This window comes from Shewanella sp. T24-MNA-CIBAN-0130 (assembly GCF_040310185.1).
Classification (GTDB): Bacteria; Pseudomonadota; Gammaproteobacteria; order Enterobacterales; family Shewanellaceae; genus Shewanella; species Shewanella psychromarinicola.
In genome coordinates this window covers 130,868-145,335 of the sequence record NZ_JBEOPP010000003.1, presented here as the reverse complement: position 1 = coordinate 145,335, position 14,468 = coordinate 130,868, and the positions used below count along the sequence as shown (strand labels likewise).

General features: G+C 40.5%; 15 protein-coding genes. 11 read left to right on the top strand and 4 right to left on the bottom strand.

Translation table 11 applies throughout. The annotated features are described in order from the left end of the window. Window positions 1-5 precede the first annotated feature (5 nt). From hpf to AAEZ02_RS02375, 9 genes are all read left to right on the top strand, one after another. Window positions 6-293 (top strand): ribosome hibernation promoting factor, encoded by a 288-nt coding sequence (gene hpf / locus AAEZ02_RS02415; protein WP_124012485.1) that lies wholly within the window; start codon window positions 6-8, stop codon window positions 291-293. A 2-nt stretch (window positions 294-295) separates the two neighbouring features. Next, window positions 296-739, top strand: coding sequence for a PTS IIA-like nitrogen regulatory protein PtsN (gene ptsN / locus AAEZ02_RS02410; protein WP_101034043.1), 444 nt, complete (start codon window positions 296-298; stop codon window positions 737-739). After that, on the top strand, window positions 736-1,602 hold the full coding sequence (rapZ, locus tag AAEZ02_RS02405; protein WP_124012486.1) for an RNase adapter RapZ: 867 nt from the start codon (window positions 736-738) through the stop codon (window positions 1,600-1,602). The genes ptsN and rapZ overlap by 4 nt, the downstream gene beginning before the upstream one ends. Before the next feature lie 16 nt (window positions 1,603-1,618). Then, window positions 1,619-1,894 (top strand): HPr family phosphocarrier protein, encoded by a 276-nt coding sequence (locus AAEZ02_RS02400; protein WP_101034041.1) that lies wholly within the window; start codon window positions 1,619-1,621, stop codon window positions 1,892-1,894. 465 nt (window positions 1,895-2,359) lie between these two features. Next, a complete protein-coding gene (gene mgtE / locus AAEZ02_RS02395; protein WP_101034040.1) occupies window positions 2,360-3,724 on the top strand; it encodes a magnesium transporter in 1,365 nt (454 codons plus the stop codon). 522 nt (window positions 3,725-4,246) lie between these two features. Next, window positions 4,247-4,399 carry a hypothetical protein gene (locus AAEZ02_RS02390; RefSeq protein WP_157822248.1) on the top strand — a complete coding sequence of 51 codons (153 nt, stop codon included), beginning with the start codon at window positions 4,247-4,249 and terminating at the stop codon, window positions 4,397-4,399. A 19-nt stretch (window positions 4,400-4,418) separates the two neighbouring features. After that, the gene (locus tag AAEZ02_RS02385; protein WP_124012487.1) at window positions 4,419-4,670 is read left to right on the top strand and encodes a transposase; all 252 of its coding nucleotides are present in this window, start codon (window positions 4,419-4,421) and stop codon (window positions 4,668-4,670) included. A gap of 1,055 nt (window positions 4,671-5,725) precedes the next feature. Beyond that, complete coding sequence (locus tag AAEZ02_RS02380; RefSeq protein ID WP_164839437.1) at window positions 5,726-6,706, top strand: ABC transporter substrate-binding protein; 981 nt, start codon at window positions 5,726-5,728, stop codon at window positions 6,704-6,706. Between the two features lie 3 nt (window positions 6,707-6,709). After that, window positions 6,710-8,038, top strand: a complete 1,329-nt coding sequence (locus tag AAEZ02_RS02375) for a diguanylate cyclase domain-containing protein (RefSeq protein ID WP_351075112.1) — start codon at window positions 6,710-6,712, stop codon at window positions 8,036-8,038. Here the strand turns inward: AAEZ02_RS02375 and AAEZ02_RS02370 are convergent. Next, window positions 8,008-8,592: a hypothetical protein gene (locus tag AAEZ02_RS02370; RefSeq protein WP_124012491.1), complete on the bottom strand. Its 585-nt coding sequence runs from the start codon at window positions 8,590-8,592 to the stop codon at window positions 8,008-8,010. The two genes, AAEZ02_RS02375 and AAEZ02_RS02370, sit on opposite strands and share 31 nt — an antisense overlap. 153 nt (window positions 8,593-8,745) lie before the next feature. Here AAEZ02_RS02370 and ubiD point away from each other — a divergent pair, with 153 nt between their 5' ends. Next, window positions 8,746-10,227 (top strand): 4-hydroxy-3-polyprenylbenzoate decarboxylase, encoded by a 1,482-nt coding sequence (gene ubiD, locus AAEZ02_RS02365; RefSeq protein ID WP_101034036.1) that lies wholly within the window; start codon window positions 8,746-8,748, stop codon window positions 10,225-10,227. A 79-nt stretch (window positions 10,228-10,306) separates the two neighbouring features. After that, on the top strand, window positions 10,307-11,005 hold the full coding sequence (gene fre / locus AAEZ02_RS02360) for an NAD(P)H-flavin reductase (RefSeq protein WP_124012492.1): 699 nt from the start codon (window positions 10,307-10,309) through the stop codon (window positions 11,003-11,005). A gap of 206 nt (window positions 11,006-11,211) precedes the next feature. Here fre and AAEZ02_RS02355 read toward each other — a convergent pair whose 3' ends face one another. The 3 genes from AAEZ02_RS02355 to AAEZ02_RS02345 form a co-directional block, all read right to left on the bottom strand. Next, window positions 11,212-12,489 (bottom strand): winged helix-turn-helix domain-containing protein, encoded by a 1,278-nt coding sequence (locus AAEZ02_RS02355; protein WP_124012493.1) that lies wholly within the window; start codon window positions 12,487-12,489, stop codon window positions 11,212-11,214. 214 nt (window positions 12,490-12,703) lie between these two features. Next, window positions 12,704-13,555, bottom strand: a complete 852-nt coding sequence (locus AAEZ02_RS02350) for an ABC transporter permease (RefSeq protein ID WP_351075106.1) — start codon at window positions 13,553-13,555, stop codon at window positions 12,704-12,706. A 9-nt stretch (window positions 13,556-13,564) separates the two neighbouring features. Continuing rightward, window positions 13,565-14,467, bottom strand: coding sequence for an ABC transporter ATP-binding protein (locus AAEZ02_RS02345; RefSeq protein ID WP_124012495.1), 903 nt, complete (start codon window positions 14,465-14,467; stop codon window positions 13,565-13,567). Window position 14,468: the final 1 nt, after the last annotated feature.

The following is a 14,468-nucleotide window of genomic DNA, read 5'->3' as shown; positions in this document are numbered from 1 at the left end:
TTTCTATGGATATAAATCTGACTGGACGTCATGTCGAAATAACTGAATCTTTACGTGAGTATGTTAATGGTAAATTTTCAAAGCTTGAACGACACTTCGATCAGATCCATAATGTACACGTTGTACTCCATGTAGACAAATTACAACAAAAAGCAGAAGCCAAAATCCACGTTAATGGCGCAGAGATTTTTGCTATGTCAGAAAATACTGATATGTATGCTGCAATAGACGCCCTGATCGATAAACTCGACCGTCAGGTAATTAAACACAAAGAGAAGTATACAAAACACTAACGATGGAACTTTGTACCATTCTGCAGCCGGAATGCACTACCTGTGCCACACCGGGCAGTAAGAAAAAAGTACTGGAACTCATCAGCAATTTAGTCGCTGCCCAGTATCCAACCCTGTCTTCGCAAGAGGTTTTTGAAAGCCTATTAGCGAGAGAAAAAATGGGTAGCACAGGTATAGGAAATGGCATTGCGATACCTCATGGTCGATTAACGACCATCGATCACCCCATCGCGATATTTGTTAAATGTGAAGAAGCCATTGCCTTTGATGCAATTGATAAGCAGCCCGTGGATATTTTATTTGCTTTGTTAGTACCTGCAGACCAGTGCCAACAACATTTAGGCACGTTATCGAGTATGGCTAAAAAGCTCAGCGATAAGCAAATATTGAAACAGCTTCGCAAAAGCCACAACGCAACAGAACTTTATCGGGTTATAACTGCATGAAACTTGTCATAGTATCGGGACGTTCAGGTTCAGGGAAATCCGTTGCCTTAAGAGTATTAGAAGACCTAGGATATTATTGTGTCGATAATTTGCCTCTACCCCTCATTGGCACATTACTCGCTCAGCTCAAGGGCAGTAATGATTTAGTTGCGATTAGTGTTGATGTCCGCAACATTGCTGAACAAGGCAAAGTGCTTCAAGACCAATTAGCCCTACTTGAACATGACACTGAAATTATCAGCTTCTTTCTAAATTCCAATGATAAAGTGTTACTTAAACGCTACAGCGAAACACGCCGATTGCACCCGTTATCTAAAAATCATATTTCACTGCAAGAAGCGATCAAATTAGAAGGCCGTTTACTTGAGCCTACCGCAAAAATTGTTGACCATTACATTGACACTTCGGCGCTAAATATCTACGAGTTAAGCGACCAAGTTAGGCAAATACTACTAGGCAGTGTCGATAAAGAATTGGTCATTAACTTTGAGTCTTTTGGCTTTAAGCACGGCATGCCGACTGAAGCGGATTTTATGTTTGATGTACGCTTTTTGCCCAATCCACACTGGGAAATAGAATTGCGCCCATTGACAGGATTAGACGAACCCGTACAAGAATTTTTAGGGCGTCAGCCATTGGTCAACAAGTTCATTTGGCAAATTGAAAACCTATTTGAAACCTGGATGCCACACCTAGAACGTAACAATCGCAGTTACCTGACTATCGCGATTGGTTGTACGGGTGGCCAGCATCGTTCGGTATATATTGCAGACCAATTAGCAAAACGATTTAGGCAAGGCAGTAAACACACTGTTAATGCTCGCCACAGAGAATTAAGTATAAGTGAACTCACCGCTAAGTGAGCATAGGATTGCATGAATGATCAAACTTGAACGCCAAGTTACCATTTCCAACAAATTAGGATTACATGCCCGTGCAGCAACAAAACTCGCGGTATTAGCCGCCGATTTTGACGCGAACATCACCTTAACTCAGGGCGAAAAAAACGCCAGTGCCGCAAGTGTGCTTGGGTTGTTAATGCTTGAAAGTGGAATAGGGAAAATGATCACCGTGACCGCAAAGGGTCCAGATGCCGAAGTAGCATTAAATGCAGTGTGTGATCTGATTAATGCTAAATTTGATGAATCTTGCTAAATCAGTGAAGAGTACGATTCGCGAGTCACTCACTTTTTAATCCACTATTATTCTTATTACACGTGGCCTAACCAAACTGTCACGACATTGATGCTCAACGGTAGACATCAGTCCCTCGATAATATTAGCCCTTAGGTTTATCTCACGCAGTTGATACCCATCTGATTAAGTATCAGTTCACTCTGCGGGAGTTTAGCGTTTAACATAATACAGATATCGCCGCTTTCAGCAACGGATCCAGTATGACTCTGCATCCGTGCAGTCGTCCGTCAATATGATGTATAGCAGCGTAGACCATGCATAATTTCGTCCAGAGGAAACGACTCAAGTATCCCATTTCGGCGTTACATTGTCTTACAAGCAGACAACGATTATTGCACCAATACGCCTTAAACAGAAAAACCTGAGCAGCCCAGAATGATTACATACTTTATGATATAAGTATGATGAATAGGAAGTAGATATATGGGTAAAGAGTACCTAGATAATGAGATAACCGAACAACGCCTCAATCAACTCGTTCAAGCGCTAGACAGTGGTTTGTTTGTTCATGCTCGTAACATGTTGCACACCATGTCACCTAACGATGTCGCCCTAATTCTCGAATCATCACCGCCCAAAAATCGACAAGTGTTATGGCAACTCATTGACCAACAATATGCGGGTGAAATTCTTGACGAATTAGGTGAAGAGCTTAAAGATTCACTCATTAGCAGCATGACACCAGAAAAGCTCGCCCAGGCCACAATAGGTATGGACACAGATGATCTCGCCTATATTCTTCGCAGCTTACCCGATGGTGTTTACAAGAAAGTACTTAAGTCAATGCGCAGCCAGGACAGGGATAGAGTAGAACAAGCACTGCGCTATCCTGATGATACGGCAGGCAGTATCATGAACACCGATACCGTCACCTTACGACCCGATGTCAATATCGAAGTGGTATTACGTTATTTACGTCAACGGGGAAACTTACCCGATACTACCGACACCTTATATGTTGTTGACCGTCAAGATCATGTTTTAGGCGGAGTAAGATTAGTCGATTTATTAACCTGCGATCCAAGCGTAACCGTCCGAAGCATTATGGACACAGAGTTAGAAAGTATTCCGGTTGAGATGTCTGATAAAGATGTAGCCCAAAAATTTGAACGACTCGATTGGCTATCCGCCCCAGTCGTCGACAGCCAAGCAAAATTGCTTGGCCGGATCACCATCGATGACATTATCGATGTGATCCGCGAAGATGCCGAGCATTCAATGATGGGGATGGCAGGGATGGATGATGATGAGGATACCTTTGGCCCAGTGCTAAAAAGTACGCTAAGACGCTCCCTGTGGTTAACGATTAACTTATTTGCTGCGTTACTTGCCTCGTCTGTCAGTAACATGTTCGAAGGCACCTTAGAGCAATTTGCCACCATCGCGATTTTAATGACCATAGTTCCGAGTATGGGCGGGGTTGCCGGTAATCAAACCTTAGCACTGGTGATCCGTGGTATTGCACTTGGGCATATTGGCCAAAGTAACTCACGTTGGTTGATTGGTAAAGAACTCAGCATTGGATTATTAAACGGCTTAATGTGGTCTATATTGGTATTTTTTGCAGTATGGCTGTGGAAAGATGACATCGCGTTAGGAGGGTTAATTGGTTGTGCTATGCTGATTAATATGACGGTTGCAGGCTTTGCTGGCGCCACTATTCCAATAATGTTAAAAAAGTTAAATATTGACCCAGCATTAGCCGGTGGCATGGTATTAACCACGGTGACAGATGTGGTTGGCTTATTTGCATTTTTAGGCCTAGCCACATTGTTCTTAATCCACTAGCTCATTCATTTGATTGGTGCACACCATGTCGTCCAGTGAAATTGCAAACTCTAGCGCAATTCCCCGGACGACTTTGCCCCCGCCATACATCGCTAGCCTGTTTAACATGCGTCTTCACGCCCGGATCACTTACCAAGATGACGTCCATTAAAGCCATATCATCAAACCCACTCCTTGTATGATTTTTTAAACCATCCACTCGGAATAACTCATTCGACTATAACGCCTTGCTCATCTTGTCATTAAGATGACCTTTTGCTGCCATATTGGTCATCCATACTGTGCAGCATCGACCACTTCAGCGATAAATAATCGCCATAGCATCTTTCACCAATTTAGTGCAATTGCACCAAACTAACCAATAGGTAAGTAATAACCCATTGACAATAAAATATTAAATACTTGATAAATAACAGATTAAATTTTCATACAACGTTGGCACAAAGTTTCCATATAACAACTCATACCCACTAAGAGGTAGTTTTATTGTAAAGCATTCCATTGTAGTTGTAGGAGATAGCGATGAAGAAAATTAACTTAAGTCGTCAGATTAAATCGGTCAGTATCATGCTCAATAATATCGTTCAACAATGCCGACAAAATATTTTTTTCTTAGCGCATCTCGGTTGCAGCCAGTGGGATGATGTTGAAACTCGCTCAGGCAAACATAAATAAATCAGCAGGAGGTTATTTGATGAATATGTCAAATACGAGACAGTATCCAGTGGAATTACAAAGACAAGTAATTGATGAAGTCAAAAACCATAACAGATTATTGTCTGATGTAGCAAAGCAATACGGTGTATCAGCTAAAACCGTTTACCAATGGGTAAGAAGTAATGATCTTCGCCAAATGAGAAGCAAAAGCGCTATCGTGTCAGAAATAGCCCATTTACAACAAAAAATCACTCAGCTAAGTCAACAGTTACATACGATGGCAAGCTAAGCATATACGCTTGAGATAGCGTTTAAACTATCTTAAGCCATAATGACTGGAAATTCAGTTAACCGTTTTGGCAAGGATGTTTGATAGTGTTAGCAACTCGTCCCCCAGCAAGTTGAAAACAAAGCAACAAACATTCTAATAATAAGCGCAAAATACTTGCATCCTTGCCGCTTTATTGCTCCACCGTTAGTCGTTAAGGAAGCCGGCTAACATAACAGTTAAGGCGTTATTGGTTCCCCAGATGTAATAGCCAATAACGTCATTTTTATTAAGGTGTTTTAGCTTTAGCCATTGACGGCGCGATTGTCACCATTAACAGAGCTAAATATCAAAACCGTTTTGGCAAGGATGTTTGATAGTGTTAGCAACTCGTCCCCCAGCAAGTTGATAACAGAGCAACAAACATTCTAATAATAAGCGCAAAATACTTGCATCCTTGCCGCTTTATTGACAGTTCAGGCGTTATTGGTTCCCCAGATGTAATAGCCAATAACGTCATTTTTATTTCAGCCTTTGGCTGATAGCTCAAAGCCAAATAATAATAATGAGCTTGAGCAACGCCCTAAAGCTTCAATTGATACTCAATGATTGCGTTAGGGTGGTGATACCACCGCAGCATAAATAATAATATAAATATAAATAAACTATGCAAACAAAAGCCCCAATGCAAAGGATGCATTGGGGCTTTTTCATACTCATAAGTTAACCTTAGTCGGAGTAATACCAATCGAATTCATTCTCTGCTCATGCATAAAACAGCTTAACCGAAATATAGCCGTTATGGCTCGGTGTCCATCAGTGATCGTCTCACTAATTTAACAAATAAGTATCTGAATTAAATGGTAAATAATATTTATTTTCACAATGGCCGCCACTATGAATCACTTTACTTAGTAAATTAATGATTAACAAGAAGCTTAGTATTTCCGTTATTAATTGATAATATTAAAAAAAAACGATTATATTGACCAATATTTCTCACAAAAAATAATACATTAACTACACTTAACATTATTTATCTTTTGACTGAAATCTCACTTATGCACAAAGTGTTAATGATTATTTTTTGGAGCCTAATCGCGATTGGCATTGCGGGTTGTGATCTTAATCAAAACTCATCCATCAAGACCTTAGCCGCAAAGGGTCCGATTAAAATTGCTGTTTCTAATACGCCACTTTCTGCACCCTTTTTTATTGCCGAACAACAAGGTTATTTTAAGCGTAATAATCTTAATATTGAGTTAGTTAGATTAGATGGTGGGGTGAAATGCTTCAATGCGCTGCTCAATAAACAAGTGGATCTCGCCACTGCCTCTGAAACTGTGGTGATGTTTAATAGTTTTAAACAAACAAACTTTTCCGTATTAGCCAGTTTTGTCGAATCAGATAACGATCTCAAATTACTTAGCCTAGTACCGCAAAAATATCATCAGCTGAATAATCTAGCCAACGTCCGCGTAGGGATAGTAAAAAGCAGTGCTAGTGAGTTTTTTTTCGATAGTTTACTGATTATGTATAATAAAACTCAACAGCCTATCGAGCGCATTTATTTACGTGCAGATCAGCTTATTCCAGCATTATTAAATAATGAAGTTGATATTATTTCAGCTTGGGAGCCATTAAGTTATTTGTTAACACAACAAATAACCTCAAATACAAAAGTCATCAATAGCCGCGGTCTATATCACTTATCCTTTAACTTAATCGAGCTTAAACAAACGACGTTATCAGCCTCAGAAAAGTTAGCTCTACTCAAAGCAATTAATGACGCAATAGACTATATTCATACACACTCAGATCTTGCTCAGGTAGACATTAGTCGCATCTTGAATATCGATCCTTCCCAACTGCATTATTCTTGGAATGACTATACTTTTAGATTATCCCTCAGTAATGCACTTTTTTCTAACATTCAAATTCAAAGCCAATGGGCCATCGACAATCAATTAGTTCCGACAGAAAAGAGCGTCGACTTCAGGCAAGTTATCGATCGTCAATTACTTGAAGATTTTATGAATTCAGAGGCTGGATGGTAATTTATGATGTTATCTAAGCGCCTAAAGCTAACCGCAACACTCTGCACACTTCTCACGTTCATTGTTGGTTTATCGCTGATCCAAATTCACAACTATCAGCAGCAAATATATCGCCAACTCAATTACTCAATGAAGTTGCAGATCAACATTGATAGCTTGCGAAGCCAGCTGTGGCTTTACCAAGAATATACCGATGGCCAGGGGCTTTCAGAGCTGAATAAACGCCAAACAGAACTGGCCCAAAATCTCGCAGAAGATATCAACTGGGCGATACAACAAAAACTCATTATCGCAAATCTTAATCAGCTCAATAGCAATATTAGAAAGCTCATCAATACGCAAAATAGCTACCACAGCAAACAAGTCGATGTTTCATCAACACTGATTGCCGAACAATTATTTAAAGCTAAATACAGCATGACCATTGAAGAAATGACCGAAGAAATGTTCCGACTTCATCAATTATCAATTAAACAAGCGAGTCAAACACAGCAAAAATTATTATACCTCGTTGGAGCCGTACTGTTACTACTCGCGATTTTGGTTACGGCATGGTCTTTTATAACGCTGATTCGATTTAAAAAAGGATTGGCTTCACTTAAACAAGGGATGAACGCGCTTGCTGCTGGGGATTTAACCAGCCAGATTAATTTCACTGATACCGATGAGTTATCTGCACTTGCCGATAACTTTAATAAAATGAAACAATCACTCGCCCAAATTACGATCAAAAAAGAAGAGTTAAAACAAGAAGTAGACAGTCAAACCCACAAACTGATCGAACAACAAGACAGGCTCATTTTCCTAGCTGAACATGACGAACTAACAGGGATTTACAATCGTCGTGCGTTTATAAAAAAAATAGATACTGCGATCGCAAGAGATTTACGTGGCGAGGATCAAGCAGCTTTATTGTTTCTTGATTTGAATAAATTTAAAGACATTAACGATTCACTCGGCCACAGTATTGGCGATGACGTTATAATGATCATAGCCTCACGCTTAGTAAACAACTTGCGAGCAACCGATATGGTCGGTCGATTCGGAGGAGATGAATTTATCGTATGGCTCGATATGATCACCGGGCCTATCGATATAGAACATAAAATACACCAGCTATTGGACTGTATTAAGCAACCTATTATCATCGGCCAACATATTTTACACGTGGGGGCGAGTATTGGGATTAGTATACTGCCTAAGCATGGTTTAAATAGTCGGGAGCTAATCAGCGCAGCTGATACTGCAATGTATCAAGCTAAAGCAGACGGTAGCATTGAATTTTGTTTCTATACCAGCAATCATGGTGTCTCTGCTTTAGCAACCTCATAGGTTTGAGTGTTCCAATCAAAATAATATTCAACCCCTTGCCACTCATAGACTGTCCCGTTCGCACGCTGGATCACTTTAGCATTTGCAGGTAGGTGGCTTAAGCCCGAAGCATACTCAATATGGGTCGTAGTCCGCTGTTGAGGCGCAACAATGGTGTCGATAAGCTTAATATTTTGCGGCTGATATCCGCTAGTTAACTGATGTTGATAGGGATAAAAACCGTTGTTATTTCTACGGGAATAACCATTCCCCCAATATGAGCCATATCGCCAGTTGTTGCCATGACTTAAACTAATCCCGATACTTGGGCCCCAATGTCGGTTAACTCCCCAGCCTTGATCCCAACCAAATCCCCAACGCCAAGGATCACGATTTCGGTGATGATTATTGTGTTGGCGATAATGATTATGTTGAGAGCTGACAGAATGCGAAACACGATTAGAATACTCATTCGCTAACGACGGCTGAGCACTGGCTGAACTCGCCATACTGAGTATAACAACACAACCAAGCCCGAATAATGGCATCAAAGTCCACTGCTTATTCGTTCGCATAAGTCACCTCTACCACATTATTGACTATTACCATTTTAGCCTAAGTATAGCTAAAGTCGATATCAGTAATATAGGTCTATCAAATTGGTTAACCCTATATTAGAAAAATGCTATAGTGCGCGCCATATTGGATTTGATTTACAGGCGGTAAACATGAGTTTTAAAGATTTACGCAGCTTCATCGATCATTTGGAAGCAAATGGTGAGTTAAAGCGCATTAGCTATCCTGTTGACCCTCATTTAGAAATGACGGAGATCGCTGATCGTGTTTTACGATCGGGTGGCCCCGCACTGTTATTTGAAAATCCTACCAATCACACCATGCCGGTACTGGTTAACTTATTTGGCACGCCTAAACGTGTTGCTATGGCATTGGGTAAAGACGATCCTTTGGCTTTGCGTGAAGTCGGTGAATTATTAGCATTCTTAAAAGAACCTGAGCCACCGAGTGGCTTTAAAGATGCCATCGCCAAAATACCTATGTATAAGCAGGCACTCAATATGCCGCCTAAAACAGTGCGTAATCCGCCTTGTCAGCAAGTGGTTAAAACCGGTGATGAAGTTGACCTAACCTCGTTGCCAATCCAACATTGCTGGCCTGGAGATGTCGCCCCATTAGTTACTTGGGGACTCACGATCACTAAAGGGCCACGTCAAAAAAGACAAAACCTAGGTATTTACCGTCAACAGTTATTGGGCAAAAATAAGCTGATTATGCGCTGGCTTGATCATCGTGGCGGCGCCTTAGATTTTAAAGACTTTAAACAGCTTCATCCTGGAGAGCGTTATCCTGTCGTAGTGGCATTAGGTAGCGATCCTGTGACCATTTTAGGTGCTGTAACTCCCGTGCCAGATTCCATGAGTGAATATGCCTTTGCAGGTTTACTACGCGGCGAACGTACCGAAGTCTGTAAAGCCATTAGCTGCGATCTTGAAGTACCAGCCACCAGCGAGATTATTCTTGAAGGTTATATTGACCCAGATGAGAAAGCAGTAGAAGGTCCATACGGCGATCACACTGGATATTATAACGAAACCGACTCATTCCCCGTATTTACTGTGACTCATATTACTCACCGTAAAGATGCTATTTATCATAGTACCTATACCGGCCGTCCACCCGATGAACCCGCTATGTTAGGCGTGGCATTAAACGAAGTATTTGTGCCTATTCTTCGTAAGCAGTACCCAGAGATTATTGATTTTTATCTGCCGCCTGAAGGTTGCTCCTACCGTATGGCTGTGATTTCAATCCGTAAACAATATCCGGGTCATGCTAAGCGTGTCATGATGGGGGCATGGTCATTCCTACGCCAATTTATGTACACCAAATTTATTATCGTGGTTGATGAAGATATCAATTGCCGTGATTGGCAAGATGTTATTTGGGCCATTACTACCCGGATGGATCCAACACGCGACACCATGCTGGTAGATAATACCCCTATCGATTATCTGGATTTTGCCTCACCCGTTGCCGGTTTAGGCTCTAAAATGGGTTTAGATGCCACCAACAAGTGGCCAGGCGAAACCACCCGTGAATGGGGCACCCCTATTGTGATGGATCCTAAGGTTAAACAAAAAATTGACCAAATTTGGGATGATCTTGGCATAGAAGATGTACCAACATTGTAACCACAGTGATCTGATTAAGGCGTAGATAGCTATAATTAACTCATTGATAAAAATTATAAAAAGGTTTAAAGGACGTTAGATGAAAACCATTCGTTGTCAGATTGAAAAAGTCACCCCGTTTAATGATGCTGTGTATCAAGTGTTCCTTAAACCCGAAGCCGCCTTTGACTTTAAGGCTGGCCAATACTTATCTGTGATCATGGGTGAAAAAGACAAACGTCCTTTTTCTATCGCTTCGGCGCCTAATGCTGCGTTAATTGAATTGCACATTGGTGCTGCGGTCAGCGAAAGTTATCCCATGCAAGTTGTTGAACGCCTTCAAACTGCGACTCATATTGATATTGAAGCCCCGGCTGGCGACGCATTTTTACGTAGCGATAGCCATAGACCGCGCATTTTAATTGCTGGCGGCACGGGTTTTTCATACATTAAAAGTATCGTTGAAGCGCAGATTGCTAACGGCGAAACGATTCAAACTCAGCTATATTGGGGTTGTCGTAACGAAGATGCTATGTACTATCAAGAGATTGCTCGTCAATGGCATGCAGACCATTCATGGTTAGAGTTTATTCCTGTAGTTGAACTTGCAGGCAGTACTTGGCAAGGCAAAAAAGCAAATTTACTTGAGCAAATAAAGCAGGATTTTGTCAGCTTAAATGGTTATGACATCTACATAGCCGGCCGCTTTGATATGGTCGGGGCTGCACGAGAAGTTTTTCGTGAACTTGGGATTGAAGAAACTCATTTATATGGTGATGCGTTCGCATTTATCAAGTAATAAACAACTGCGCATAGAGTTTACTGGTCAGTTGACTAAGCTGACCAAGATATACATCGGATGATAATGTTTCATCCGATTTTTTATTGTTGTTAATCAACTTTCACAATGAAGACCGAATTAAGATCTGGTGAAAATCCAAATAATATCTCAACGATAGTAGGCTATAAATGTAAGCTTTTATGCCCTCCGGGTAGCTTAACTGATTAAAATTGTACTCTTTCATAACGACTCCAAGCAACTAAGTCGCTCATAAATGGCATTATCCATACGGCTGTATTTTCAGTGGTATGAACCCTAAAAAATACAAGCTCTTCCTCTTGAATATCCATGCGTTTCACTTCACGATAAAAACGCATTGCCGATTCGGTGACGTGCTCGGGCTTAATGAACTCTTTTTGATCTATCTTGGTAAAAAACACATCCACATCAACATCGCCAATTGATTGCTGATATTGATTAAATGTCCCACGGGTTTTTAATTTTATCGGTGTCGTTATACAGTCTTCATCGGTAATGCATGTCGTGGTGTATATCTGGCCAGTATTTTCACCTTGATACACTAATGAAATACTTAAGTCGGCGCGTATGAGCTTTTGTCCAGCTATTGGAAAATATACATCTGCATGGTAATGATGCTCAACAATATCGCCAATATCCCCTTCTGGAATAAGCACTCGATTATAGCGAATTCGAGTCTCCATTTTTTTAGATAATGGGATAAAACTTTCCATGTTAATTCCTGCGGGTTCAGGGGTTAACATAGTGATATTAATAATGCCTTGGCCATCACAATCATTCAAAGTGTATCCTGGACAAGTAGCAAATGAATAAGAACTGCCGTTCGTGAGAGCAAAACCGCTAAACCCCTTTAAACCTTTAAGTTGATTTGTCTTTGGCGCAATGTGCTTCTGCCATTTAGATTCATGCAATTGATCCGTGTCGTTTTTATAGAACACTTTCGCACTTTCACGAATACCACCAATGTTGAGCTCAATGTCTTTATCACTTTTCCATTGCGATGTAATTTTCAGCACTTGGTGATATTCACAGCCATACCAAAAGATAATGAGTATGCCAAACAAAACCAATGCACCAGCAATTTTAACCAATAAGCTCACGTCAAAAAAAGCGGCGCGAATCGTGTCACTGTCACTCAGTGAAACGACTTTAACATGGCTTTGCTCACTTATATGAAGCTGATAACCACGCCTTGCAACCGCTTTTAGTTGGATGTCTTGAAAGGGCTCTAATTTACGTCTCAAGGTACTAATACACTGAGTGAGTGACGTTGGTGCGACGACTCTATCAGGCCAGCCAGCCTCTAATAATTCTTCTTTTGTGTAAATTTTACATTCAAAATCAAGCAGTTTAGTTAGTACGGCATGTTCAGAAAAAGTGAGCGGGATTTTCTCATTGTTTAGATGATTAATCAGTTGCTTAGCTGAAGTATCAAGTGATAAATAATTAGTGATTTTTAACACCGTATGCACCTAGAATAATGATCATAAACCAATTTAATTGTTACAAAATTGTACAGTTAAAAACGGTGCTATAATGTGATAACAAACTCAATCTGATACATTTAAAAACGGTACTACAATGTGATAACAAACTCAATCTGACACATTTAAATTACTTTATTACAATAACTTACCTTTACACTGATTTGATGACACCTTAACAAATGAAATGCTCTTATAAGCGTTTACGACTAAATATTTGCTGCCCCACGATCAGTAAAAACGATACCCATAATAGTAAGCCACTATAAAGCCCAGCGATGGGCATCTGAGCAATACTTAACATGCTATTACTGCCTCGGTGTTGAACCACATCACCTTGAGGTGGTATGTCTGGTAATACGACACCGCTCATAATTGCCCTAAATAAATCGCTAGGATTGAGTAAAATCAATACCTGAAAAATCGCATTTGAAAAGCCCTGTAAATCAGCCACCATGAATGTGAGCAAAACAAGATCGTATACCAGCACAATCATTACCCACAGAAATAACAGCACCGCTATCGCTTTGGCTTTCTCAACCACCAACAAACTCACTATATAACCCAACAACACAAAGCATACCGTTAGCAATATACTGCTCAGTATTAAGTGAATAAAGGCCACTACGACTTCTTGTATCGGGAAGGCAGTCAACGTCCACACTAAAATGGCTGTCAGAAAAAAAGCCAAACCAATCGTACAACTGAACACCCAAAGATGGCCGAGTAACTTACCTAATATGATGTGTAAACGTGTAACCGGATAAGACAATAGTAGCAACAAAGTGCCTGACTCTTCCTCACCAATAAAGCTATCGTAACTCAGTAATATTGCGGTCAATGGTAAAATATACACGCACATTGAACTCAAACTGGTCATGAGTAATGGTAAATCAGCCACAACTAATTCACCTGATACGGCGGAACCCGCAAAAGTGATAAGCAGTGATAAACATGTCAGCATTAAGCCAATAAATAAAAACCATCGATTTCGAAAGTTATCTTTTATTTCTTTTAATGCAATGGCCAAAACCGCTGTAAACATCACAGCCCCTTATGCCGCTTTGTGTTGATGAAGATTCATGAAGTGATGATAAATATCACTTAAATCAGGCTCTTCAATTGAAAAGTTATAGGCCCCACGATGTGAAGTGAGGTACTTAATAATCCTCGGCTTATCAACTTGATGAACCCATAACTGATTATTGGTTGCTAATCTTGATAGAAAATCATCATGGGCAATGGCATCAAGGATATCATCGCCTGTAAAATGCACCTTAAGATCCGCGGCTTGACGTAACTCCTCTAACCGGCCACTTGCTAGCTTTTTACCATTGGCCATAATAAATGCACGATCGATATTACCTTCAACCACTGCGAGCTCATGAGTGCACACAACAATAGCGCAGCCTTGCCGTTTAAGTTCGGCAATTTTTTGATACATAAATAGCGACGCTTGAGGATCAAGCCCGACTGTAGGCTCATCAAGTAGTAAAATATCAGGCTCAGACAAAATGGCCTGTGCAAAGCCTAAGCGTTGCTTCATGCCTTTTGAATAGGTTCTAACAGGCTTATTCTGCACCTGACCCAAACCAAACTCTTCGAGCACCTTAACCACCTGATTTTTAGCAACACCCTTTAATGAAGCAAAATATTCCAGTACTTCTTTTCCGGTTAACTTCTCGTAAAGCGAGATATTTTCAGGTAAATAACCCAAGTTAATTTTCCGGTGTTGCTTTTCATTTTTAAGCACCGTTCCTAACATCGAGATTTCACCCGACGTGGCAGGGACAATACCAAGCAAAATTTTGATTAAACTAGATTTACCTGCACCGTTATGACCGAGTAAAGCCAATGTTTCTCCAGCATTAACAGTGAGACTGATATCATCAACGGCCAAAAAATCGCCGTATTGTTTAACTAAATGAGTGACTAAAATTGCAGTGGTATCTTGCATA